The 23,696-nt window shown below is 62.0% G+C and carries 27 protein-coding genes and 1 pseudogene; 12 read left to right on the forward strand and 16 right to left on the reverse strand.

The window, feature by feature from the left end; all coding sequences use genetic code 11:
• Positions 1-86 precede the first annotated feature (86 nt).
• Both O3300_RS02610 and O3300_RS02615 read right to left on the reverse strand, forming a co-directional pair.
• The gene (locus tag O3300_RS02610) at positions 87-464 is read right to left on the reverse strand and encodes a hypothetical protein (protein ID WP_251348792.1); all 378 of its coding nucleotides are present in this window, start codon (positions 462-464) and stop codon (positions 87-89) included.
• A gap of 460 nt (positions 465-924) precedes the next feature.
• Positions 925-1,383, reverse strand: a complete 459-nt coding sequence (locus tag O3300_RS02615) for a hypothetical protein (RefSeq protein WP_305051922.1) — start codon at positions 1,381-1,383, stop codon at positions 925-927.
• A gap of 168 nt (positions 1,384-1,551) precedes the next feature.
• Between O3300_RS02615 and O3300_RS02620 the strand changes: the two genes are divergently transcribed.
• On the forward strand, positions 1,552-2,742 hold the full coding sequence (locus tag O3300_RS02620) for a low temperature requirement protein A (RefSeq protein WP_305051923.1): 1,191 nt from the start codon (positions 1,552-1,554) through the stop codon (positions 2,740-2,742).
• A 13-nt stretch (positions 2,743-2,755) separates the two neighbouring features.
• On the opposite strand, the gene O3300_RS02625 is transcribed toward O3300_RS02620, so the two are convergent.
• Positions 2,756-3,286, reverse strand: a complete 531-nt coding sequence (locus O3300_RS02625) for a GNAT family N-acetyltransferase (protein ID WP_289914967.1) — start codon at positions 3,284-3,286, stop codon at positions 2,756-2,758.
• Positions 3,287-3,366: 80 nt separating this feature from the next.
• Here O3300_RS02625 and O3300_RS02630 point away from each other — a divergent pair, with 80 nt between their 5' ends.
• On the forward strand, positions 3,367-3,936 hold the full coding sequence (locus O3300_RS02630) for an XRE family transcriptional regulator (RefSeq protein ID WP_305051924.1): 570 nt from the start codon (positions 3,367-3,369) through the stop codon (positions 3,934-3,936).
• A gap of 2 nt (positions 3,937-3,938) precedes the next feature.
• On the opposite strand, the gene O3300_RS02635 is transcribed toward O3300_RS02630, so the two are convergent.
• Positions 3,939-4,835 carry a LysR family transcriptional regulator gene (locus O3300_RS02635; RefSeq protein WP_305051925.1) on the reverse strand — a complete coding sequence of 299 codons (897 nt, stop codon included), beginning with the start codon at positions 4,833-4,835 and terminating at the stop codon, positions 3,939-3,941.
• A 60-nt stretch (positions 4,836-4,895) separates the two neighbouring features.
• On the opposite strand from O3300_RS02635, the pseudogene O3300_RS02640 reads away from it, so the two are divergent.
• The 3 genes and pseudogenes from O3300_RS02640 to O3300_RS02650 all read left to right on the forward strand — a co-directional run.
• Positions 4,896-6,395, forward strand: a pseudogene (locus O3300_RS02640) (MFS transporter); the annotation flags it as partial.
• Positions 6,396-6,613: 218 nt separating this feature from the next.
• On the forward strand, positions 6,614-8,182 hold the full coding sequence (locus O3300_RS02645; RefSeq protein ID WP_305051926.1) for an EAL domain-containing protein: 1,569 nt from the start codon (positions 6,614-6,616) through the stop codon (positions 8,180-8,182).
• A complete protein-coding gene (locus O3300_RS02650) occupies positions 8,179-8,532 on the forward strand; it encodes a hypothetical protein (protein WP_305051927.1) in 354 nt (117 codons plus the stop codon). The genes O3300_RS02645 and O3300_RS02650 overlap by 4 nt, the downstream gene beginning before the upstream one ends.
• Before the next feature lie 3 nt (positions 8,533-8,535).
• Here O3300_RS02650 and O3300_RS02655 read toward each other — a convergent pair whose 3' ends face one another.
• Together O3300_RS02655 and O3300_RS02660 are read right to left on the reverse strand one after the other, a co-directional pair.
• On the reverse strand, positions 8,536-9,888 hold the full coding sequence (locus O3300_RS02655; protein ID WP_305051928.1) for a serine hydrolase: 1,353 nt from the start codon (positions 9,886-9,888) through the stop codon (positions 8,536-8,538).
• A gap of 137 nt (positions 9,889-10,025) precedes the next feature.
• Complete coding sequence (locus O3300_RS02660) at positions 10,026-10,934, reverse strand: DUF535 family protein (protein ID WP_289905011.1); 909 nt, start codon at positions 10,932-10,934, stop codon at positions 10,026-10,028.
• 188 nt (positions 10,935-11,122) lie between these two features.
• Between O3300_RS02660 and O3300_RS02665 the strand changes: the two genes are divergently transcribed.
• The 5 genes from O3300_RS02665 (at position 11,123) to O3300_RS02685 (ending at position 13,838) form a co-directional block, all read left to right on the forward strand.
• Complete coding sequence (locus O3300_RS02665) at positions 11,123-11,731, forward strand: hypothetical protein (protein ID WP_305051929.1); 609 nt, start codon at positions 11,123-11,125, stop codon at positions 11,729-11,731.
• Between the two features lie 47 nt (positions 11,732-11,778).
• On the forward strand, positions 11,779-12,213 hold the full coding sequence (locus O3300_RS02670; RefSeq protein WP_305051930.1) for a DUF1801 domain-containing protein: 435 nt from the start codon (positions 11,779-11,781) through the stop codon (positions 12,211-12,213).
• Positions 12,210-12,770 (forward strand): hypothetical protein, encoded by a 561-nt coding sequence (locus O3300_RS02675; protein ID WP_305051931.1) that lies wholly within the window; start codon positions 12,210-12,212, stop codon positions 12,768-12,770. The genes O3300_RS02670 and O3300_RS02675 overlap by 4 nt, the downstream gene beginning before the upstream one ends.
• A gap of 88 nt (positions 12,771-12,858) precedes the next feature.
• Positions 12,859-13,308: a GNAT family N-acetyltransferase gene (locus O3300_RS02680; protein WP_305051932.1), complete on the forward strand. Its 450-nt coding sequence runs from the start codon at positions 12,859-12,861 to the stop codon at positions 13,306-13,308.
• Positions 13,305-13,838, forward strand: a complete 534-nt coding sequence (locus tag O3300_RS02685; RefSeq protein ID WP_305051933.1) for a DUF3592 domain-containing protein — start codon at positions 13,305-13,307, stop codon at positions 13,836-13,838. Before O3300_RS02680 ends, O3300_RS02685 begins: the two co-directional genes overlap by 4 nt.
• Positions 13,839-13,998: 160 nt before the next feature.
• Here the strand turns inward: O3300_RS02685 and O3300_RS02690 are convergent, their stop codons facing one another.
• Entirely contained in the window at positions 13,999-15,021 is a 1,023-nt protein-coding gene (locus tag O3300_RS02690; RefSeq protein WP_305051934.1) for a DNA-binding protein, read from the reverse strand.
• Positions 15,022-15,242: 221 nt separating this feature from the next.
• On the opposite strand from O3300_RS02690, the gene O3300_RS02695 reads away from it, so the two are divergent.
• Complete coding sequence (locus tag O3300_RS02695) at positions 15,243-16,262, forward strand: site-specific integrase (RefSeq protein WP_305051935.1); 1,020 nt, start codon at positions 15,243-15,245, stop codon at positions 16,260-16,262.
• A gap of 67 nt (positions 16,263-16,329) precedes the next feature.
• Here the strand turns inward: O3300_RS02695 and O3300_RS02700 are convergent, their stop codons facing one another.
• From O3300_RS02700 to O3300_RS02740, 9 genes are all read right to left on the reverse strand, one after another.
• Positions 16,330-16,701, reverse strand: a complete 372-nt coding sequence (locus tag O3300_RS02700; RefSeq protein WP_305051936.1) for a hypothetical protein — start codon at positions 16,699-16,701, stop codon at positions 16,330-16,332.
• Between the two features lie 82 nt (positions 16,702-16,783).
• A complete protein-coding gene (locus O3300_RS02705; RefSeq protein ID WP_305051937.1) occupies positions 16,784-17,197 on the reverse strand; it encodes a hypothetical protein in 414 nt (137 codons plus the stop codon).
• 108 nt (positions 17,198-17,305) lie between these two features.
• Complete coding sequence (locus O3300_RS02710; RefSeq protein ID WP_305051938.1) at positions 17,306-18,034, reverse strand: HNH endonuclease; 729 nt, start codon at positions 18,032-18,034, stop codon at positions 17,306-17,308.
• Positions 18,024-19,196 carry an ATP-binding protein gene (locus tag O3300_RS02715; protein WP_305051939.1) on the reverse strand — a complete coding sequence of 391 codons (1,173 nt, stop codon included), beginning with the start codon at positions 19,194-19,196 and terminating at the stop codon, positions 18,024-18,026. The genes O3300_RS02710 and O3300_RS02715 overlap by 11 nt, the downstream gene beginning before the upstream one ends.
• 193 nt (positions 19,197-19,389) lie before the next feature.
• Complete coding sequence (locus tag O3300_RS02720) at positions 19,390-19,980, reverse strand: hypothetical protein (protein WP_305051940.1); 591 nt, start codon at positions 19,978-19,980, stop codon at positions 19,390-19,392.
• A 416-nt stretch (positions 19,981-20,396) separates the two neighbouring features.
• Complete coding sequence (locus O3300_RS02725; protein ID WP_305051941.1) at positions 20,397-20,834, reverse strand: GNAT family N-acetyltransferase; 438 nt, start codon at positions 20,832-20,834, stop codon at positions 20,397-20,399.
• Positions 20,831-21,289 carry a PaaI family thioesterase gene (locus tag O3300_RS02730; protein ID WP_099668007.1) on the reverse strand — a complete coding sequence of 153 codons (459 nt, stop codon included), beginning with the start codon at positions 21,287-21,289 and terminating at the stop codon, positions 20,831-20,833. The genes O3300_RS02725 and O3300_RS02730 overlap by 4 nt, the downstream gene beginning before the upstream one ends.
• Positions 21,290-21,332: 43 nt before the next feature.
• Positions 21,333-21,824 (reverse strand): MarR family winged helix-turn-helix transcriptional regulator, encoded by a 492-nt coding sequence (locus tag O3300_RS02735; protein ID WP_305051942.1) that lies wholly within the window; start codon positions 21,822-21,824, stop codon positions 21,333-21,335.
• A 45-nt stretch (positions 21,825-21,869) separates the two neighbouring features.
• Positions 21,870-23,066 (reverse strand): citrate synthase, encoded by a 1,197-nt coding sequence (locus O3300_RS02740; protein ID WP_305051943.1) that lies wholly within the window; start codon positions 23,064-23,066, stop codon positions 21,870-21,872.
• A 76-nt stretch (positions 23,067-23,142) separates the two neighbouring features.
• On the opposite strand from O3300_RS02740, the gene O3300_RS02745 reads away from it, so the two are divergent.
• Entirely contained in the window at positions 23,143-23,685 is a 543-nt protein-coding gene (locus O3300_RS02745) for a GNAT family N-acetyltransferase (protein WP_305051944.1), read from the forward strand.
• The last annotated feature ends 11 nt before the right edge of the window (positions 23,686-23,696 follow it).

The following is a 23,696-nucleotide window of genomic DNA, read 5'->3' on the forward strand; positions in this document are numbered from 1 at the left end:
GCGTCGGATGGCCAGGCGGCTTGCCTGGATGCGGTGGCGGGCGGCCATCCGGAGCGCCCGCCCGCAGGCGGGCGCGGAACCGCCGCTTACTGCGAGTTGGAGGTAAAGGTGGCCAGCACGAAGCCCGTGTAGCTATACAAGGTGCCGCTGTCGACGATGTCGCCGGAGAGCAGCACGTTATACAGGCCCGTGCTTTGCGGCGAGTAGGTGACCGTCAGGCCGGCTTTCCACGTGACGACGCCGTTGCCCGTGTCGCTGGCCAGCTTGGCCGTGGTAAAACCCGTGGTGACGCTGGGATTCCAGTACGTGGTGCGGCCCTGGAACTGGAAGGCGATGCCGGTCTGGTTGTTGCTGTCGCCGCTGGCGATGGACAGCGCGATGCTGTTCGGCGTGGTGTTGGTGGTGACGCTTTGGCCGGAGGCCAGCGTATGGTTGGTGACTTCGACGCGAGGTAAGTTAGACATGACATTCTCCATGAGGTGATATCGGCCTGCACTTGCGGTGGGCGCCCCGTGGCCGACAGGTTCGGGGCAGTTGGGTAAGTCGGTGGAAACGGTATTGCGACGGCTTTGCGACCATGCCATAAAAATATGGCGGGACAATACGCAATTTCAAATAAAGACAAGACATTTGATATTAATCAATCCGGGATTGATTAATATATTTCGTATTTGCTTATTCAAAAAAGTAGTTTCCGGCTATTCGTAATATAACCATGCCGGCTCTTGCGCATGACGAGTAGCGATTCTATGCCTATTTTTTTGCGCGATTCTCTCGAATTGTCGCGAAGGCAAGAATAATGCGGCTTCCGGGCGCGGCGCGGGAATGCGCCGCCGGCCATTTTGCGCGGCGGCAGGCAAGCGGAATAGGAAATGCAATTGAATATAAACGGTTTATTGATTTAAATAGATGGCATGCGCGGCTTTATTGCGCGGCCGGCGCGGGCGGGGCCGGACAGCGTTCAAAAACGGCTACCACCTTGCCAGTCAGCGTGTATTGCGTGCCGTCATCGAGGATGGGGCCATCGATGAGGATTTGATATTGCTGCGGACCGAGCGCCTGGAAACGCAGGGTCAGTCCTTTCTGGAACGTCACGATGGTATCGTCGCGGTCGGCGCCCAGCTGCAGCAGGATATTCGCTGTCGACAATAAAACCGTCCAGTAGGCGGTGCCGTTGGCGCGCAGCGCCACCAGGGTGTTGTCATTGATATCGTTGCTGGCCGTGGCGATGGCGTCGCTGTTGACCGTCAGCGCCATGGTTTGCGGCGCCCGGCACGCGGGGGCCGGTTCGGCCAGCTGGCGCGCCAGCGCCGGGGCGTCGCCGCCGAGCGATAGCAGCAGCGCGGCAGCGAGCCAGGGGCCGCGCCAATTCAGCTGATACATGGTGGAGGTGGTGTCCCGCGCATGCGGCCCATCGTAACGAAATTCGGCCGGAAGAGCAAACGCATGCCGACCGCAGGGCGTCGCCATGGCCGCCATCCCCATCTGCTATCATCGTGCCGTTTTGGCCAGCGCCGCGGGCGCCGGTCCGGTATTTATGCAAGGAAAAAAATGAATAATCGCATTTCCCTGCTGCGCCAGCGCGGCGTGCAGGACAGCGGCAAGGTGGGCATGATCGAGCTGTTCTTCGACCTCGTGTTCGTATTTGCCGTCACGCAACTGTCGCACGGCTTGCTGGCGCACCTGAGCGCCATGGGCTGGCTGCAGACGGGCCTGCTGTTGATGGCCGTCTGGTGGGTGTGGATCTTTACCTCGTGGATCACCAACTGGCTCGACCCCGAGCGCATTCCCGTGCGCATCAGCCTGTTCGCCATGATGCTGGGCGGCTTGCTCATGTCGGCCTCGATTCCCGAAGCGTTCGGCGCGCGGGGCCTCGGCTTTGCGGGCGCCTATGTCGCCATGCAGGCGGGCCGTCCCCTGTTCGCCTGGTGGGCCGTGCGCCATGAAGAACTGTCGCGCCGCCGCAATTTCCAGCGCATCGCCCTGTGGGCCGTGCTGTCCGGCATTTTCTGGATCGCCGGCGGCATCGCGTCGCCCGAGCAGCGCATCTTCTGGTGGGGCGCGGCCCTGCTGATCGACCTGGCCGGTCCCTGGATGCAGTTCGGCATGCCGGGCCTGGGCCGTTCCTCGACGGCCGACTGGGATGTCGACGGCGGCCACATGGCCGAGCGCTGCGCGCTGTTCGTCATCATCGCCTTGGGCGAATCGCTGCTGGTGACGGGCGCCACCTTCGCCGGCCTGGAATGGACGGCCGCCAACTGGCTGGGGTTCCTGTCGGCCCTGGTTGGCAGCATCGCCATGTGGTGGATTTATTTCGACACGGGCGCCGAGGCGGGCCACCACCGCATCGCCCACTCGAAGGATCCGGGGCGCATCGCCCGCAAGGCTTACACGTATATCCACGTGCTGATCGTGGGCGGCGTGATCGTTTCCGCCGTGGCCGACGAGCTGGCCCTCGTGCATCCGGACGAAGCGAGCTTCGCCGGCATCAGCGCCTTGCTGGGCGGCCCGATCCTGTATCTGCTGGGTAATGCCTTGTTTAAATGGGTCAGCAACGACCGCGCCACGCCGCCGCTGTCGCATCTGCTGGGCATCTTGATCATCCTGGCGCTGATCCCGATGGCGTATGGCCGGCTGTATTCGCCCCTGACCCTGGCTTGCATCACCAGCTGCGTGCTGGTATTGGTGGCCGTGTGGGAACATATGGCGCTGCGCCGTCCGCCGCCGGAGATCGATCCTTGATATTTGTTTGACCTCAACCGGGCGGCGCAATGCCGTCCGGATCGCTGCGCGTGTCGAGCTGCAGCTGCAGGAATGCCAGGTCCAGCCAGGCGCCGAACTTGGTGCCCACCTGGCGCATCAATCCCACCTCTTCGAAACCCAGCTGCTTGTGCAGGGCGATCGAGCCGGCATTGCCCGCTTCGATGCCCGCCACCATCACGTGTTTGCCCAGGCCGCGCGCGCGCGCGATCAATTCCCCCATCAAGGCCTTTCCGACCCCGGCGCCGCGGCGATCGGCGCGCACGTACACGGAATGCTCGACCGTATGGCGAAAGCCTTCGAACGGGCGCCAGTCGCCGAACGAGGCGTAGCCAGCGACAGTTCCTTCCGCATCGATGGCGACGAGCACGGGATAGCCGGCCTTTTCGCGGTCGGCCAGCCAGGCGGCGCGGTTGGCCGCATCGACCGTCCGTTCATTCCAGATGGCCAGGGTATTGCTGACGGCATCGTTGTAGATGGCCGTGATGGCCTCGATGTCGCCCGCATGGGCATCGCGTATCTGCATGTTGCTCTCCTTGCTAGGCGTCTACTATAATGGACAAATCATAGATTGCTGCCCACGCTTTTGTCCAATAAATCCTGATCATGTCCACTAAACCAGACGAATTGAACCAACGCATCGGCGCCAGGGTGCGCCTCGAGCGGGAAAGCCTGGGCTGGTCGCTGACGGAGCTGGCGGCCCGCTCGGGCGTGTCGCGCGCGATGGTGCACAAGGTGGAGCGGGGCGATTGCAGCCCCACGGCCACCTTGCTGGCGCGCCTGTCGGGCGCCTTCGACCTGAGCATGTCCGAATTGATCGCCCGCGCCGAAATGCGCGCAGGGCGCTTGCTGCGCCAGGCTGAGCAGCCCGTGTGGATCGACCCGCAGAGCGGCTATGTGCGGCGCCACGTGTCGCCCGCGTCCGACATGCCGCTCGACCTCGTGCATATTACCTTGCCGCCCGGCGCCGTGGTGGCCATGCCGGCCGCCGCCTATGCGTCGCGGCGGCAACTCATCTGGTCGCTCAGCGGCAGCCTCGTCTTCATCGAAGGGGAGACCCGCCACGTGCTGGACGAGGGCGACTGCCTGGAACTGGGCCCGCCGGCCGACTGCGTGTTCAGGAATGAAACGGCCACGGCCTGCACCTACGCCGTGGCCGTGTTGAAAGGCGTTTGACCTTAAGTCAGCGCCGCCGCGCGCAGCTGGGCGATGAAGGCGCGCGCGGCGGGCGCCTGTTCGTGGCGGCGGAAGGCCACGGCGATTTCCGAGCTGATCTGCGGCCCTTCCAGCTCGCGGAATACGACGCCGGGCAATTGCACGCTGGCCATCACCGAGTGGGGCACGATGGCGCAGCCCACGCCCAGCGACACTTCCGTCAGCACGGCCACCAGGCTGCCAGGGCGCGACACCACCTGGGCCGAAAAGCCGCCGCGCCGGCTCGCCTCCAGGGTGCCCAATTCCTGTTCCGGCACGATGAACGCCTGCTGCGCCAGCGCGGCCGGTCCCGCCACGCCGAGGCGGGCCAGCGGGCTGTCCGCTTGCACGGCCAGCACGAAGCGGTCGCGCAGCAAGACCACGCTGTCCAGGCCGTCCGGCAAATGCAGGGGCGGGCGCACGAACGCCAGGTCCACCCGGCCCTGGTCCAGCAAGCCGGGCAGGGCATCCATCGCGTATTCGCGCGCACCGATGTGGATGCCGGGGTGGCTGGCGCGAAAGCGGGCGAACTGGTCCTGCAGCACGCCTGAGTAGGCGGCCGAGGCCACATAGCCGATTTCCAGCCGTCCCAGCTCGCCCCGTCCCGCCCGCCGCGCCACTTCTTGCGCCTGCGCCAGTTGCCCCAGCGCGCGCGCCGCTTCGATGACAAACAATTCGCCGGCCGCCGTCAGGGCCACGGCGCGCTTGCTGCGCTGGAACAGGCGTGTGCCGAGCAAGCTTTCCGTTTCCTGCACCTGCTTGGTCAGCGCGGGCGGCGAAATGCCCAGCTCGGCAGCGGCCCGCGCGAAGTGCAGGCTGTGCGCGACGGCCAGTATGCAGCGGAAATGCCGCAATTCCATGTCTTTGTCTGTATTCACCATCAGTGAATTATAAGGCGATCATCTTATAACAGGAAATAATACAAGCGTGCTTACAATCGGGGCATGAAGAATACCAACTGGACCTTATATACGTGCTCGGGCGTGTGCGCGCTGATCATGCTCGACACCAACGTGGTGGCCGTCTCCCTGCCGTCGATCGCCCGCTCGCTCAACGCCAGCTTCGTCGACGTGGAATGGGTGGTCAGCGCCTACATGCTGGCGTTCGCCTCGTTCCTGTTGCCAGCCGGCAGCATCGCCGACCGCCTGGGACGGCGCAAGGTGATGCTGTTTGGCCTGGCCGTGTTCGCGCTGGCGTCCCTGCTGTGCGGCCTGGCGTGGACGCCGTTCGTGCTCAACGTGGCGCGCGCCGTCAAGGGCCTGGGCGCCGCGCTGCTGCTCACCTCCGCGCTGGCCGTCATCGGCCACACGTTTCATGCGGAAAAGGAGCGGGCGCGCGCCTGGTCCGTGTGGGGTGCGGCCATGGGCGTGGCCATGACGGTGGCGCCCCTCTTGGGCGGCCTGATCACGAGCGCCATCAACTGGCGCTGGATTTTCTACCTGAACTTGCCCGTCGTCGCCATCCTGATGTGGCTGGTGCAGCGCCATGTGGACGAATCGAAGGACGCGTCCAACGCCAGCTTCGACCCGGCGGGCGCGCTGCTGTTTTCCGCCGGCCTGTTCTGCATCATCTGGGGCTTGATCGACGCCAGCGTGGCGGGCTGGTCCAGCCGCGCCACCCTGCTGCGCTTCCTGGCGGGCGCGGCGCTGCTGCTGGTATTCGTGCTGGTAGAGCGGCGCCAGCGCGCGCCCATGGTCGATTTATCCCTGTTTGGCCGGCGCGTGTTCGTCGGCGCCGTGCTGGGCATGTTCGGCTATGCCATCGCCGCGCAAGTGATGATGACCTTTTTACCGCTGTATCTGCAGAACGCCTTCGGCTTTTCCGCCGTGCTGGCCGGCTGCGCCATGCTGCCGTTTGCCGTCGCCATGGTCGTGCTGTCGCGCCTGGCGCCGCGCGCCATGCATTATCTGGACGACCGCGGCATCCTCGTGACGGGGCTGCTGATCGTCGCCGCGGGCAACGTGGCCACGGCGCTGGCCGCCGCCAGCCTGCAGTACGGCTGGGTGGCGGCGGGCATGGTCGTCACGGGGGCGGGGGCGGGATTGCTCAACGGCACCACGCAAAAGGCCATCCTCGCCTGCATCCCCCGCGAACGCACGGGCATGGGCTCCGGCATCAGCACCACCACGCGCTTCGTCGGCATCGTGCTGGCCGTGGGCGCGCTGGGCGCCGTGCTGGCTATGCGCACGGCCGCCTCGTTCGAGCAACTGGCGTGGCTGCACGGCTTGAAGGCTTCGCCGGAAATGATCGGGCGCATCGTCGCCGGCAACGCGTCCGACGCCTTCGGCCAGCTGCCGCCCGCCCTGCAATCCGTGGCGCAGGAAGCGGCGCGGCACGCCTTCATCGACGGCTTTGCCAGCGTGCTGTACCTGGCTGGCGGACTGGCGGCCGTGGTGGCGGCGCTGGTCTTCGTGCTGGCAAGGCCGCTGGAAAAAGTGTAACTGTTCAGCAAGTTCTGCGTGCGCGGCCTCTGCTTGTAATATGATGCCATCAGGAAATACATGGCAATCATATAACACGACCAATCAAGAGCGCCGAACAGAAGCGTAGCGAGCGGCAGTGAGTTGTGGCTGAGAAGCGGAGCTGTGCGAATGCACAGTGAGCATCGGAAGCCGCAAATCGCGACGCGCAGTAGCTTATGTTCGGTGCGGAGAATCGCATGCGCAGGAAACGCATTATCATCACCAGCGTGCTGGTGGCCGTCATCGGCGTGGCCGCTCCCCTGAGCCTGGCCTTTTACCTGTCGTCCGTGCGGGCCGAGCAGGGCGAGCAGGAACGCCTGCGCCTGCTGGCCGGTTACGCGCTCGAGCGCGCCCACCGTTCGATCGCCTCGGCCAGCATGGCCCTGCGCAGCGCCGATGCGCTGGAGCTGGCGCCGTGTTCGGAAGCCCATGTCCAGCAATTGCGCCGCATCACCATCACCACGCGCAGCATCGACGATATCGGCTATGTGGAAAACGGCTTGCTCAAATGCACGTCCACGGGCATCGAGGAAGAGCGCATCGCCGTCACGCCCGCCGACTTTACCCTGGACAATGGCATGGGCCTCGATTTCGACCTGCGCCCCGTCGTCAGCGGCGGCAAGCGCATGGTGGGGCTGTCGTATCGCGCCTACAAGGTGCTGATCGATCCCGTGCGCTTTTCCGACGTCATCGTCGACAGCGACATCCAGATGGCCGTGGCCATCGGCAAGCGGGGCGTGCTCGACACCTTGCACCATCCGGACCCGGCGCTGGTGCAAGCCTTGCTGGCCGGCCAGCCGGCGGCGGCCGGCGCCGTGCCGGACGGCAGCATCCATGCCATGCTGTACCGCGATGGCTTGACGGCCGTCATGATCGAACCGCGCAGCAAGCTGAACGACAGGCTGCGGCGCGAGCAGCTGCTGCTCTTGCCGCTGGGCCTGCTTATGGCTGCCTTCCTCGTTGGCATCGTCGTGTGGCTGTCGCGCCGTCGTTTGTCGCTGATGGGAGAGTTGCGCATCGCCATCGACCGGCGCGAATTCTTTGTCCATTATCAACCGATCATCGCGCTCGATACGGGCGTGTGCGTGGGCGCCGAGGCGCTGATACGCTGGCGCCGTCCCGATGGCAGCATGATACGGCCCGACCTGTTCATCCCCGTGGCCGAGGAAGGCGATCTGATTCTACCCATCACCGACCAGGTGATCGATTGCGTGATCGCCGACATGCGCGCCGCGCTGCTGGCCGACCGCGAGCTGCACATCGCCATCAACCTGTGCGCCAGCGATATCGAAACGGGCCGCGTGCTCGACGTGCTCGAACGCGCGCTGGCCGGCACGGGCATCGAGGCGCAGCAGATCTGGCTGGAAGCGACGGAACGGGGCTTCATCAACGTGGAAGCGGCGCGCGCCACCATCGAAAAGGCCAGGGCGCGCGGCCATGCCGTGGCCATCGACGACTTCGGCACCGGCTATTCCAGCCTGTCGAGCCTGCAAAACCTGCCGCTCGACGCCTTGAAGATCGACAAATCCTTCGTCGACACCATCGGCACGGACGCCGCCACCAGCAGCGTCACGCCGCACATCATCGCCATGGCCCGCACCCTGAACATGCTGATCGTGGCCGAAGGCATCGAAACGCAGCAGCAAGCCGATTATTTGCTGGAACGCAAAGTCGAATTCGGCCAGGGCTGGCTGTTCGCCAAAGCGCTGCCGGCAGCGCAATTCCTTGCCTTTTATCAAACGCGCCGCGCGCCAGCATCCCCATGAAACCGCCACGCTTTCCCTATCCCTTGCAACCGCTGCGCGTACCGGGCGGCTGGCACATCACCGTCAACACCCTGTTCGAGGTGGAACCGGGGCCGGACACCATGGAATGGTTCAGCAGCGCATTGCTGCTGTGGGGCAGCTGCCGCGACAGCGGTTACTGCTTCAATTCGCACTTCGAGCCGGAGGACGACCCGCAGGGCGAATTCGTGCTGGAGATGGGCAAGGTGGCATACGACCGCGACGGCAAGATCGTGCAGGGCAGCGACGCCTTCCTGGGCGAGTTTCGCACGCGCAGCAAGGCGGCGTTTGTCGCGCGGGTCGAGCAATTCATGCAAGACCTGGCAGCTTGATCGCTACGGTTTGCGCGGCAAGACCGTGTCCTGCCCGCTTTGCTTGAGCACGGCACTGGCGATCTTGCCCGCCGCATCGCGCGTAAACGCCAGTTCCGCGTCGATGGCGCGGAAGAAGAATTGATCTTTCGCGCTGGCAAACAAGGGGGCGGAGCCCATGCCCGTGCCGGCCGCTTCAAGGCCTTGCTTGCCCAGGCTCACCGTCAAGGTGAAATCCTTGTCCAGTGGATACTCGCCAACGTACTCGGCGAGCGCGGCGCGCGGCACGTCGATGGCCGCTTGCGGCTTTTTCAGCGGCGGCAGGGGCGTGCCGGGCAGCAAGGTGGACAAGCCCAGGGCATCGACATCGCGCGCCGTATTCGTCAGCACCACCACGCCCCGCTTGCCGTCCGTCGTGAACGCTGCATAGCTGCTGTAGCCGCCCGTTTGGCCGCTGTGCCACGCGTAGGCCTGGCCCTGCCGCTGTTCCAGCAGCCAGGACAGGCCGATTTTCGTGTCGTCGCCGGACGCCACCGGACGCTGCGGCTGGATCGCCAGCGCATACGGGCGCAGCGGCTTGAACATATACGCCTGCAGGTAGGCGACCATGTCGCGCGCGCTGGAATACACGCCGCCGGCCGGCGCCACCACATTCAAATCCCAGGCGGGCGTGGCTTCGCCCGACAGCAGATGGCCGGGCGCCAGGCGCGCCAGCATGCCGTGCGTGGGCTTGTTCGAGGTGGAACGCATGCCGAGCGGCACGGCGATACGCTTTTGCAGCAGCGCTTCATAGCTGGTGCCGGCCTGTGCCGCCAGGGCCGTGCCCAGCACGGCGTAGCCGATGTTCGAGTAGTCAAAGGCCGTGCCTGGCGCGCGCGGCAGGTGGTAGGCGGCGAGAAACTGCCGCTGCTTCGCTTCCGTGTAGTCGGCATACGGGTTGGCCGGGTCCTTGGGCGCGAAGTTGTCGGGCAGGCGCGGCAGCGAGGAATAATGCGTGGCCAGGTCGAGCAGGCTGATCGTTTTTCCATCGAAGGCAGGCACGGTATAGCCCGGCAACAAGGCCGCCACGGGCTCGTCGAGCTTGACCTTGCCTTCGACGACGGCGTTGGCCAGCAGCAAGGCCGTCATGGTCTTGGTGACGGAACCGATCTGGTAAACGGTGTCGGCGCCAGGCTTGGCGCTCTTGCCTGTCTGGCTGCTGCCAAAACCATACACGACGCTGTCTTTGCCTTCGATCACGGCGATGACGATGCTGGCGTGCAAGCCCGTGCGCGTGAGTTCTTCCGCGCGCTGGCGCACGGCGTCGTCCAGCGCGGGGGCGGCCAGTGCGGCGCTGCCGGCGAGGCAAAGGGGGAGGAGGGCGAAAGTGGGTGTCATGGGTAACCTTGTCCAGAGTGGATCGAAGGCACGCCGGCGCATGGGGAAGGTGGCTGGCATGCCTGGTGAAGGATACGGGCCCAACATGAAGGTTGCCTGAGTTTTATGTTTGCCGGTATGGCAAGGCTTGCGTTTGCTCAATGTTCAGCCATCGGCGCTTCCAGCAGGCACGCCAGCTGCGCGCGCATGTCGGCAGACATGCATTGCAGCAATTCACCGCGCCGGCGCGCATCGGCCCGTTTCTTCGATGGCACGTCGGCCAGGTCCGGCGCCCGGTAGGGCGCGCAGGGCAGGTGATAATTACCGTCGCGCATGCGCAAGGCATGCAATTCCTGCCATGCCAGGTCGTAATCGGCGGCGATATGGCGCCGGCGCCGCGCATTCAGGGCGATGCGGTTGTCATTGCTGATCAAAAACAGGTTATTGCAGGCAAAAAAATCGCCGAAATCGCGCAGGGCCGTCACCATCAGGTTTTTCGGGCGGCAACCGTGCAGCGCCCGCGTGGCCGCCTTCACGGCTTGCGCGCCCGCTTCCGAGCGCAAGCCTTGCAGCGCACCCAGTTGCAGGGACACGCCATCGGCGCGCGGCAGGAACAGGAAGCTGGCCAGGTAGAACGGCTGGCCGTCGCGCGTCAGGCGCAGGCACAGTTCGCCTTCGCGGTAGCTGTCGTGGATGGCCGTCAGCTGCAAGCGGTACAGCGCCCCATCCTTGCCTTCGAACGCGGCCAGCACCACGGGCTGGCGCGCGGCCCGCTCGACCAGGGCGCGCGCCCCGGCTTGCCACAGGAAACGGTAATGCCCTTCCAGCAAGGCCAGCCTGTCCGCGCAACCGAGCCGGCGCGAAGCGTAAGGGCGGTAAATCTTGAAGCGCAAGCAAGGATGCAGCTGCGCCAGCGAATTCAGGCCGGGCATGCTGCCCAGGAAAGCTTGCCAGCGCGTGCGCTGGCGGGGAAAGAAGAGGGCGCCCAGCGCCGCTTTCAGGCGGTGGCCGCTGGCCGGGTGCGGCACGGCGGCGCCGTGGTGCAGGGGTAAAGCGATGTCATTCATGATTCAGCCGGAAAAGGGCAGGCGCTGCACAATGAGAGCCTTGCCAATCTGAATGCTACGCGGGCCAGGTGAATTTCCTATTAAGATGCCATGCACACGGGCTTTAGAGGATGGCAACTAAACATTTGCCTTCTGGCAATATGGACAGTTATGCTCGCGGCACCTTCACTCCTGGACTGATGCCGCTCATGAATCACCGCCCATTGCTTGCCATTCCCATGCTCGTTGCCGCCCTGGCCGCCCAGGCGCAAGACCGCACGGCCGATCCCCTGGGGCCGTTGGCGCAATGCATCAACCGCAGCGAGTTCCAGTTCCGGCAGCAGGACCGCCTGCCCGCGCACGTGACGACGCGCAGCGTCAAGCTGGCGACGGGAGAGGGGCGGGTATCGGTGGCCGATGGCTATCGGCTGATGCTGTTCCGCAAGGGTAGCTTGCCCCTGGTGAACCTGAAAATCGAACGCAGCGCCGAAGGCAGGTTTGCCGCCGACCGCGACACCATCGTGGCGCAGATGCAGCAGATGGCCGCCAACAGCAAGGCGCCGCAATTAGTGTCGCTGGAAACGGACACGCGCCAGGGCGTGGAAGTGCTAGGATTAAACAATCCCAATGTCACGCAATCGGCGGGCATCATCAGTCTATACACCTTGCTGCATGCCGCCAGCGGGACGGTCGCCACCGCCTATCTGCTCAACCAGCCGGCGGACAAACGGGAATTCGCGACGGATGCGCAGTACCGGGCCTTGCGCGACCAGTTCATCAGCTCGCTGGCCGCTTGCATGGCCGATCCCGCGCCGTAAGGCAGGCGCACACAGGCACAGGCAAGCCAGGAAAGGAGATCACCGCCATGAAAAAAACAGAACCAGACACGCAGTCCCAGGATGGGGCGGTGAGCGCCGAGTCCGCTGCTCGCCTGATCGACGCGAAAATCGCCGCGCTGGCCGACTGGCGCGGCAAGACGCTGGCCACGGTGCGCGCACTGATACGCCAGGCGGACCCGGACGTGGTCGAGGAAGTCAAATGGCGCGGCGTGCCCGTCTGGTCGCACGCGGGCATGATTTGCACGGGCGAAACCTATAAACTGGCCGTGAAACTCACCTTCGCCAAGGGCGCCGCCTTGCCCGATCCGGCCGGCCTGTTCAATGCCAGCCTGGACGGCAACACGCGCCGGGCCATCGACCTGCACGAAGGCGCGCACCTCGATACGGCGGCGTTCAAGGCGCTGATACGTGCCGCCGTGGCGCTGAATACGACACCGAAACCCAAACGGACTCCGACTTGAGACATTATCTGTATCTGTGGCACGACCCGGCCGAGCGCATGCTGGTCGCTTCCGGCATCGAATTCAAGGATTTTCTCCCCAACCTCGGCGAAGCTGGCGGCATCGTGCTGCGCAAGGGCAGCGCCGGGACGGCCAGGAAGCCCGCCGGCTACCAGACCCTGGCGCGGCAACAGTTGCCGGCCCTGGCCCGGGAAGACCTGCACGCCTGCGGCAGCCATGCATGGGCCGACTGGCGGGGTGCGGCGCCGCCGCCCCAGGATGGGGACGTGGCTGCGGCGCTGGCATACCACGACGCCGCGTCGCGGCGCACGGGGCTGGCCGCCCTGCAAAACCGCTTCCTCGCCTTTGCCCACGACGACGGCTGGTACCTGAAACTGTTGTATGCGGCATGGGACGATGCGGCGGCTGTGCTCGCCGGCGCCATCCCGCCAGCGCTGGGCACGCTCGACCTGACTGCGCTACGCCAGGGGGACGACGGTTACTGGCTGCAAGACGGCAGGCTCGAAGTGGAATTGAAAACCCACGATATCGACAGCGTGCTGAACCGCCGTTTGTGACCGTATAATGGCATTCCGATAACTGATACGCGCCCGCCATGCTTCGTCCTCATTTCGCCACAGCATCGCCTCGCTTGCGCGCCGCCGCATGACGCCAGCCACGCTTCGGCCATTCGCGCTGGCGGACACGCCTTCCTGCGCCGCCATCCTGGCGCTGGCGGGGCGCGACACCTTCGGCCCTGTCGCCAGCGCCGCCGCTTTCACGGCAGCGACGCAGGGCGAAGAAATCCTCGTTGCCGAGCGTGACGGCATCGTCGCCGGCTTTGCGGCCGTGTACACGGGCGACGCGCCCGAGCATTTCCTGCACCATTTATATGTGCACCCGGCGCATAGCGGACTGGGCATCGGCACACAGCTGCTGGCCGCCGTGGCGGCGCGCTTCGGTCCCCGGCTGAGCCTCAAGACGCAGCTGGCCAATACGGGCGCGCGGCGCTTGTATGCGCGCGCGGGCTGGGTCGAAGACGCCGGCGATGGCGGCGTGGACATCCTCGGCGCGTGGATACGGGTGCGCTACCGCGCCGCACCGCCCGGGCGATGAAAGACCCTGGCGCCATCGACCCCGCCCTGGCAAGAATGATGGGCTGGTTCCTGATCCTGCTCGCCCTTCCCACCGCGTATTTTTCCTTCTGGCGCGCGTATGACAAGCTCGCCTCGCCAGCCTGGCCCGTGACCAGCGCCGAGATCGTGCGCAGCAGCATGTATCAGCGCACGGGTAAATCGCAGGACTGGTGCGTCAAGCTCAGCTACCGCTACAGCGTGGATGGCAAGGCCTACCGCAGCTCGCGCATCGGCGTCTCGCGGATAGGCAACGCCGGCTGCCACCGAGATCAGGCCGTCACGGCCTGGCGCCTGACCAGCATGGCGCCCGGTGCGCACATCCGCGTGCATTACCGGCCGCGCGACCCGAACGATACCGCCGTGTTCCTCGCCGGCCTCGATTTCCTCGATTATTTTGGCGTCGTGCTGTGGGTCGTCCTGTTCGTGCTGGGCATGTCGGAAGCGCGCAAGCGGGCGCCGCCAGCCGGGTCCGCTTTGCCAAACGTGGCATCCATGGCCGCGCGGTCATAGTTTTGCTCGGGCGGCGCGCCGATCGGCGTCAACGTGAAATGCGGCGCATATTCGCCCCGTCGGCCGTCATCGGGCAGACGAAATAATGGGGCTAGCCCCGATAGCGGGCGATGCCCGTCCTGGGGCAGTCGTAGCTATCCCAGGCCACACGTGGAGGGGGTCAAACCCGGCGTTGCTCCTTGTTGTCGGTTAGCAGTCCCAGCCTGGCCGCCATGCCGGCATTGTCGCGCAGCAAACCGTCGCGCTCCTGCGCCAAGGCTTCCATTTTCTGTTGCGATAGTTGTCCGTTTTCCGCCAGCATGTCGAGCTGGCGGTCTTGCGCGGCCAGCGCCACCTTGGCGTCGTTCAGCGCCAGCAGGGCCGTGTCGAGCTTGGCCAGCAGGGCGTCGGCGGACGCCGCCGCCTGCAAGTATTGAAATTCGAACTGGTCGCGCTCGGGACGCACGGTAGCCAGGGCTTCGCGGTCTGCCGCGGCCTGGGCCGCCAGCGTCGTTTGTTCCGCCTGCAGCTGCGCCAGGCGCATGTCTTGCTGCACCAGCGTCGCTTGCTGGCCTTGCAGGCGCTGCTGCAGCTGGGCGTTGTCCTGTTCCAGGCGACTGATCCGTTGCTGCGCCTGGGCCCGTTCCTCGCTGCGCTGGGCGGCCGCCGCTTCCTGGTAATGGTCGAACTGCGAACGCACCTGCGCCAGCTGGCGGTTCAGGGCGGCGATTTCCTCGCCCCGGTCGGCCAGGCGCTGCGTCAAGCCCGCGTTATCGCTGTGCAAGGTGGCCAGGGTGACGGCGCGGAAATGGTGTTCTTCCTTCAATTGCGCCAGCGCGTGCTGGGTGGCGCGCAATTCCTGGGTGAGGGCGGCGCGCGCCTCCGTCAGTTTCAAGCGTTCCGTTTCCGTCTTCTTCAGCTGCGCCAAAGCCGCATCGAGTTCGGCGCGGTTTTCCCGCATGCCCGTTTCCAGCTGCTGCGCCACGTCGCGCTGCTGCTTGTCGTACACGCCGCGCATCGCTTCCATCAGTTCGGCCGGCAAGCCTGATTCCGTTTTCACGGCGCCCACGCCCTGGAACTCTTCCTTCCAGCGTTTCAGCAGGGGAGCGATGGTGCTCTTGCTGCCAGTGCTGCCCAGCGCTTCGCGCACGCTGTCGACCGTGGGATTGCGCCCATCGGCAGCGACGATTTGGGCTGCTTTCATAACATCAGAGTACAGAATGCCGGTGCGGGCCATGAAATCACCTATGAGTGAAATTTAGTAACGTATTACATGATACGTAATATCGCATAATATTACGATATAAATTTTGATCGTTTTTGAAAAATATATATCGCGATAAGATCGCTTATCGCGGGTTATGGGGGTGGTTTGCATGGTATTCTGCGTATTTCCCAGTACACCAGCCCGATTTCAGCGATTCCATGCCCGATTTGCCCCTTTCCAAACGCCGCGCCGCCGCGCCCAAAAGCGCCGCCTTGGCTCCTGTGCCGTTACACGGCGCCCTGATCGATGCCGAGCTGGCCGCGCGCCACCAGGCGTTTCTCGCCGCCGCCACGTCCGACAACACGCGCCGCACCTACCGTTCCGCCATCCGCCACTTCCAGGTCTGGGGCGGGGCGCTGCCCGCCGACGAGTCCACCGTCATCCGCTACCTGCTGGCGTATGCGGACAGCCTGAACGCCCGCACCCTTGCCCTGCGCCTGACGGCCCTGTCGCAATGGCATGTGTACCAGGCCTTTGCCGACCCCGCATCCACGCCCACCGTGCGCAAGACCCTGGCCGGCATCGCCCGCCTGCATGGCAAACCAAAGAAAAAGGCCAAGGCCTTGCCGCTGGAAGACCTGGAGCTGATCGTCGCCAGACTGGCCGCGCTGGGCAGCGTCAAGGCCTTGCGCGACAGCGCCTTGCTGCAGCTGGGTTTTTTTGGCGGTTTCCGGCGCAGCGAACTGGCGGGATTGACTGTCGAAGACGTGAGATGGGAGCCGCAGGGCATGGTAATCACCTTGCCCCGCTCGAAAACGGATCAACTGGGGGAGGGCATCGTCAAGGCGATCCCGTTCGGCGACGGCGTCTGCTGCCCGGCCACGGCCCTGCGCGCCTGGCTCGCCGCGGCGCACATCCGCACGGGGCCGCTATTGCGCCCCGTCAATCAATGGGGCCACGTGAGCGCGAAAGCGCTGCACGCGAGCAGCATCAATACCATACTGGAAAGCTGCGCCAGGCTGGCTGAGCTCGATTACGTTCCGGAACTGTCGAGCCACAGCCTGCGCCGCGGCATGGCCACCAGCGCCCACCGGGCCGGCGCCGATTTCCAGGCCATCAAGCGCCAGGGCGGCTGGCGCCACGACGGTACCGTGCATGGCTATATAGAAGAGGCGGGCCGCTTCGAGGAAAATGCGGCGGGGAGTTTATTGAAGGCGAAGAGGAAGCCGGCGGGGTGAGGGTGCCCTGCAAGATATTGCAGCGGCCGGTCAACGGATGCCCATGCGGGCGCAGCGCCCTGGGGGATTAAGCAGGGGCTACGTCGACACGCTCAATTTCCAGCTCGGTGGCGGAGCTTAATTGCGCCGCAATGAGAGAGCTCATATCCACGTCCGCACCGCCATCGGATACGTCCGCGCAGGTATCGATAATTAGCTGAAAACAGTTGTCGCGCATCTCCCGCGTGTCCATATCCGGCGGCGGAGGCGCCAACAGAGCGATTTCCAGTCCAAGCGCGAAGGCGCGATACGCCGGATATTCCTCGTATTTCCCTTCCTCGTCAGGCGAAAATCTGATACCCAGTGCCGCAGCCAGAACGACAACCGTGGCTTCGAAGGGCAGCGTAGGCCGAATGTTCAGACAAGCCGTATAGTAGCTTCCACTTTGACAATTGCGCATGCAACCTCTGGTATAAATTTAAAATAGATGATCTATTGTCATGTCACGTATGGACGCCCGCTCCTGGCCGGCTGAAGCTACCTCAAATGCCATACTTGTTGTGAACAGCGGCCTTAAGCTCAGCCTGCGGCAAGCCTCCTCGCCGCCAAAACTCAAAAAAATACTCCAATGTTTCGGCAGAAGCGTCAATATCCATAGGATGCAAGACGCAGATGGCAGCTCTTATTTTCAAAACGTCGGGCTCGTCCGATTGATCGCGCCCTTCAATTGCCCGCCAGAGGCGTACACGCTCAGCAATGACTTCCTCAGCCATTGCCGCGCCGGTGACGTATCGATTCGCCACAGCTGCGGCTGATTTAGCAGCCTCAGGCAATTGTGAAGTCACTCTTCCTATCGCCTCAATCATGAATCGCTGAGCTAAAAATTGTTCCGCAGGGTCATCCAAGTCCACCGCAGATGCGATAGCATCAAAAAGTCTCTTATTCAACATTTGCATTAAGTTTCAGCGATTGCTCGGGGCTCACATCGGGGCCGCTTCTGGTCGGTTGCGGTCGGCGGCGATTATCGCCCCAAAGGAGACATCAGCTATAAAGGTCCGAAGTCGTTAGTCTGGGACTGGTGCGTTTTTCGCAGCCTTCTCGGCCCGGCGTTGTTCTTTTGCTTCCTGCTTGGCCACCTTGCTTAGCGCATGGCTTGCCTCGAGGCTTGCAGCCACGCGTTCCTGCAGTACAGGATTTTGAAGCGCCAGCACTGTATTCGGTTTTTTTATTCTCATTTGCTTCATCAACTCAAAACGTTCCAGTTCGCGCAGATCAAAATTCTCATATGTGTACCATGCTTTTTCTGAATTCGGGACACCAGGTCGTGGCCAAGGAAGATATTTTATTATTCTTTTTTCGTTGATAGAAATATTTATATAGCTTATGTAGTCGTAATATTTATCTAAATTTGGATTCACAAATTTATAAGTGTAGGAAGTTAAAAACTCTTCGTCTGGCGTTTGTGTTGTATATGCGTCACGGAAATTGCATTTTTTAAAATTGCAGCGACGACAGGAAATAAGAAGATTTTCCATGTTGAAGGTTAATCGAGGAAATTTATCTTTTTCGAGTACATGTTCTATATCGAGTACCATATTGTGCTCTCCCTTGATGTCTCTTCGACAATATGAGCAACAATATCCAGATTTTTCTTTCAGGTAACCTTTTATTTTTTCCTTTAGCGGCTTGAATTCGTCCGAATCCCAGAATTTTTCATCATATTCAATTTTATTGGCAAAAGAATTTATTTCTGTAATGAGTTTTTTAAACGAGACATTCTCCTTATTTTTCATTAATTATCCCCATTAATGTTTGCTTGTAGATTTTTACCACATTGCGCTGCTCCGGGTCAATGCAAGCCTTCTCAATTTCATCCATGAACTGTCCCGCGTCTTCAATAGTCATTTTTCTAGCACAAACAGCATTGACCGCGTCGATCAACATACCTGCCACGTACTGATTATTCTTGGGAATGACTTGAAATGCCGACCAAGATATGCCTTCCAAGCCTTCGTCCGCTGTGTCAATTTGATGTACCTGGCCATCTGGGTCAAGTCTGTAGGTGATTACATCGAATGGATAATTCTGGTCACCAGATAGCAACACTGGACTATGAGTCGCAACTACAAAGAACGGCTTTTCATACTTGAAGAAATGGTACAAGTTTTCGATATATTGAACCTGCCACCTTGGATGAAGGCTATTTTCCGGCTCGTCGATTAATACGACCGAATTTTCCTTGATCTTGGCACTCGCCCAGGCCATGGACGCAAGATAGCCGATCTCGCCTGAACTTGCAGCATCAAGATCAAAGTTGATAATTTTCTTGACACCATTCAGGGTTATGCATTTACGTAGAACGATACGAACCGGCCTACATACCCCTGCTGCGGTGATAGTTGCCTCGTTCTGCAACAGGCGAGGGACTATCGACGCGCCGGTCCTCGACTCGTTATTGTCATCGAGATCAATCCAAATGACCTTCGATTGATCATCCAACTCTTCCTTGACCGTATTCCTGATTTTTTTTACCAGGCTTTGCACTTCTTCGGAAAGCCGTGATTCCTCCAATCCTTCAGCAATATTAATTCCAGAAATTGCCAAGCCAACCGTACGCTCGTATCCCAAGCCCTGCAACACATCTCCGACTCTTCGCAAGCTTGTCGCGACTTCATTACGTGGCCTTTTCAAAGAATCTTTTATCGCATCCATTGCGTACCTGCTTCCATTCCGTTGTCCGAGACGCTGGGCCGACGTGGGATTCACGTTAAATTTATCATGCGGTGTATTGGATATCGCCATTACGTTAATATTGTGATCCACAACGGCGATATGTTCCGCATACCTTGCCAAGAACGAACTCTTTCCTACCCCGTTTTCCCCTATCAACACGACAACCGTCATCCCTTGTCCGCGCAAGGTATCGACCTCATTCAGCAACTCGTCTGTATTCATATACAAGCTTTCCGATTATTCGAGTGAGTTTTATCGATTATTATTTCGATCTAACAATACCTACTAATTGCTCAGTTCCGTAATTAATGTCACATCCCCCATATCCTGTCGATATCGGTTTCGAGAGCCCATCCATTTCTGAAAACTGTTCTTGGCTGAATTCGAAGGTACGTCAATGTACTCTCTGTGCTAATTACTCCTTGCAAAGTACAGGCCAACCATAAATTGTACGCCACATCTGCTCAACCGCAGATCGGCCCGTCTTGCTTCTGCTTAGTCGAAGAATCTTGTCTTTATCATCAGCGCTCAGGGTCTGATCATTTTCCAGATGCTTCATGACATATACGGAGACATGCCATTGGCTCGCGCTCAAGGGATACCGGGTAATCCCGAGGGCCCCTGTAAGTGGGTTATCGACCGCAAAGTGGGAGCGAATTCGAGCTAACACGTTTTTCTCATGTCCGTTGTATACTACATTGAGTTGAGATTTATGTTGACACAAATAGTCACTGAAAATCTCAATATTCGTTGTAGCTACCTTCCCGAAATCACATCCCCCGCCGGGCAGGTCTATCGGCCGTTTAAGGCTCCGTATATCGTCGAGCGCTAAGTCCAGTTCAAACCAATACCACCCCGAACACTCACGTCCTTTCACCCAATGATCGGCCCGAATCGCATCGAACCAATCTTTCTTAAAAGTATCATGAACCCAACCTTCCTTGTTGTGAAACGGCAAACGAAGGCGTTGATTCCAGCAGTGTCGCGCTATGTCACCGATATCCATGCGAAATTCGAAATCCTAAAAAGTTAGATTCTGCAAAGTTAGCAGGACCTATTGGAATATGTCAGAGGAGTCGGCAGAGTCGAAGGCGAACGTCCGCTGCTGGCCGGTTGCCGTTGTCGGCAGGTTCCGCTCCATTGCGGACAACCCTAATTCGTGTCAAACGCCAACTCTTCGAAGTCTTGGAGTAAATGTGCACCGAAAATAACTTCACCACTCCGATAGGCCTTGAGAGAGTCATCACGTTTTTCCCGCCAGTCTAAGGGGACCGAGCAAGCTTTCAAAACAGACTGGTGACGGCTTGGTATCGTAGTTTTGGCGCTCATCGAAAGCCTCCTTATGGCCGATAGCGGACAGCCAAAATGGCGCAGTGTATGGCATTGTTGCTCTTTTGAAAAGTGGAAGACAGGAAAGTGATTTTACGAAGCGTTCTTGGACAATGCTTTGATGAAATGAATGCGCTCGCTGACGGGATCGCCAAAGTGCTCCACCAGTCGGATCTGATAGCCATTGAGGATCAGCAAGCGCAGCATGGCGGGATAGCGGTTCATCGATTTTACGGTGACGGCCGCAAAGCCGTGCTCGCTGGCCCAGGCTTCCTGGGCTTCCAGCAGCCGCTGCGCCAGGCCCGTCTTGCGGTGCGCGGGCAGCACGCCGCCGAGCCAGCTATACAAGGAGCCATCCTCGGCGGCATAGCCCAGCTTGCAGCCGACGGGCTGGCCGTCCGCTTCCGCGATCAGCACCAGCGCACCGGCGGGCAGGCGCTCCTGCAACTGCGCCAGGCTGCGCTCTTGGTCGAACTCTGGGATGGCCTGCAGCACCTGCCAGGCTTCCTCGATGTTGCCAATACGGATCATGCGGCCGCTTGTTCCCGCTGGGCCGGGCGGATGATCATGCAGGTGGCCGTCGCGTGCGCATACACTTTACCGGCTTCGTCGCGGATCGTGCCTTCGGAAATGACCAGGTTGCGTCCCGCATTGATGACTTTGCCTTCCGCGTAGACCGTCACGTTGAAGGGCAGGGGGCGGCACATCTTGATGTTCAGGTCCGTCGTGCCGTAGCTTTCGCCGGCCGGCAAGACCGTGTGCGTGGCGCAACCCGTGACCGTGTCGAGCACGGTGGCGGCAAAACCGCCGTGCACGCCGCCCATGGGATTGGTGTGGTTTTCATTCGCCGTCGCCGTGAAGATGACCCTGCCGTGCTCGATCGTGTGGGCGTCCATCGGCATGGTCTTGGAAATGCCGGGCCGGGGAAACAGGCCTTGCGCGAAAGCTTGCATCAGTTGCAAGCCGGTCATGTCGTTGGGGTGCATGGTAACTCCTGTGGGGTGAAGGTTGGGTTAAACGTCTTGCCGATTAAACGTCTTGCTGGAAACGCAGGCGCGAGGCATGCAGCAGGAAGCGGGCGACGACGGCCAGTTCTTCCTCGCTGAAACCTTGCTTCAGTTGTTCATTCAGGCTGTCGAGCAGGGGCAGGGCGGCGGCCAGCACCTCGCCGCCTTTGGGCGACATGTGCAGGGTGCCGGCGCGCGCGTCGAGCGCCGACTGGCCGCGCACGATGAGGCCGTTTTCTTCCATGCGCGCCACGAGGCCCGTGACGGCCGAGTTTTTCAGCTGCAGCGCCCGCCCCAGATCCTTCAATTGGCAGCCTTCCTCGCCCTTCAGGGCAAACAAGGCGACCACTTGCGTGCCGGAAAACCCCAGTTCGCTGGTGAACACGGCATCGGCCGAGCGAAACAGGTTCTGGCGCGCCAGGTTGAGCAGATTGAACAAGCGCGGCGAACGCTCGCCCAGCGGGCAGGCGGCGGCATCGGGTACGTCTGGGGTGGGGGAGGTATTGGTACGCATGCGAAGTATACTACTACGTATGCGTAATAAATCAAGCGTGAATTTTCAGTCGCGCTGGTGGCGCCCGATATAGCGGGCGCGCGGGCGTATCAGGGCCGCGCTGGCCGCTTGTTCCGCCGCGTGCGCGATCCAGCCGGCCGAGCGGGCCAGCGCAAACATGGTCATGCCCGCGCCCTCGGACCAGCCGAAGGCCAGTTCCATGGCCGCCAGCGCCAGGTCGGCGTTCGGTTTTACTTCGAGCAACTCGGCCGCCTTGGCGCACGCGGCCAGGATGGCGCCCAGCTGCGGGTAGCCGTGCGACATCGCGGACAGGCTTCCCAGCAAATATGCGGCGCGCGGGTCGCCGTGCGGGTACAGCGGGTGGCCGAAACCGGCGAATTCCGGCGCGATGGCTGTGTAAAAGGTAGCGATGGCAGCACCGGCGTCAGGCGCGGCCAGCGCCTGCGTCAACATGCACCTGGCCGCCGCGCTGCCGCCGCCGTGCTTGTCTCCGGACAAGGCCGCCAAGCCCGCGCCCAGCGCGGCCGGCAGGCTGGCGCCCGTCGAGGCGACGCAGCGCACGGCAAACGTCGACGCATTCAATTCATGATCGGCCAGCAGCACGAGGGCGGCGCGCAGCAATTCAGACTGCTGCGCGTCCGCTTGCCACGCCTGGGCCAGTTGCTGGTGCAGCGGCATGGCGGACGGCGCCGTTTGCAGCAGGGCGGCGGCCAGGATGCGCATCGCGGCGGGGCCGGATTGCAGCGAGTGCGGCATGTCCGCTGTCGTCAGCATGGCCATGGCCAGCATGGCGCGCGCCAGCGGCGGCGCATCGGGCGCGCTGGCCAGCCCTGGCGGCTGGGCGGGCGCGTCTTGCTGAAAATAGTCACTTGCACCATCGTCCCACAACAGGCTGGCGGTCATTTCCAGCGTCGCGTGCCGCGCCAGCGCCGCCGCATCGCAGCCGCGGTACAGCAAGCGACCATCGAAAATCTGGGAAATGCGCGTCTCCAGCACGGGCAAGCCCCAGTGTATGGCGGCCACGGCCGTCTGGCCACCGCGCTTGGCGTCGTTTTTACGGGCCGCCAGGCGCAGCACGTCTTCCTGCGGATAGCGCTTGCGGCGCGATGCACCGTTGCTGACGGAAGCGAGCAAGCCCCGGCTCACATAGGAATACAGGGTGGGCAGGCTGACGCCCAGCAGGCGCGCCGCGTCAGGAGCGGACAGATCGTTGTTCATGGCGGCCATTGTAGCGTTTGTCACTTTATATTGATTCATGGAATCAAGATTGACGGGCTGGGCCACGCGTCACTAGACTCATGCCTTTCCAGGAGTTTCCATGAGCACCTTTGCCATACGCACCCTGCGCCCGGACGACGCCGCGCCCTTGCTGGCCTTCGAACAAGCCAACCGGGCGTGGTTCGAGCGCCATATCGACCGGCGTCCGGACGCTTTTTACAGCATCGACGGCATCCACGCGCACGTCGCGCAATTCCTGGACGAGCATGCACAGGGGCGCATGCACCCCTGCGTCATCGTGGACGAATACGGGCAATTGATCGGGCGCGCCAACCTCAAGGACATTGACCGGGAGCAAGGCGTAGCCGAAGTCGGCTACCGCATCGGGGAACAGCAGGCGGGCAAGGGCCTGGCCACGGCCGCGCTGCAGTACCTGATTGCCCTGGCGCAAGACGAATGGCGGCTGGCCAGCCTATGCGCCTATGCCATCGATGGCAATGCGGCCTCGATCCGCGTGCTGGAACGCTGCGGTTTCGCGCAGGGAGTGGCTGTGCCCGATATTGCCATCGTGGAAGGCAACGTCGTCGATGGCCACCGGTTTGCGCTGGAATTGCGGGCGGCTGGGGTAGACTCTGACCTATGATAAATATGCAA

The sequence above is a fragment of the Janthinobacterium sp. SUN206 genome, from assembly GCF_030587305.1.
Lineage (GTDB): Bacteria > Pseudomonadota > Gammaproteobacteria > Burkholderiales > Burkholderiaceae_D > Janthinobacterium > Janthinobacterium kumbetense.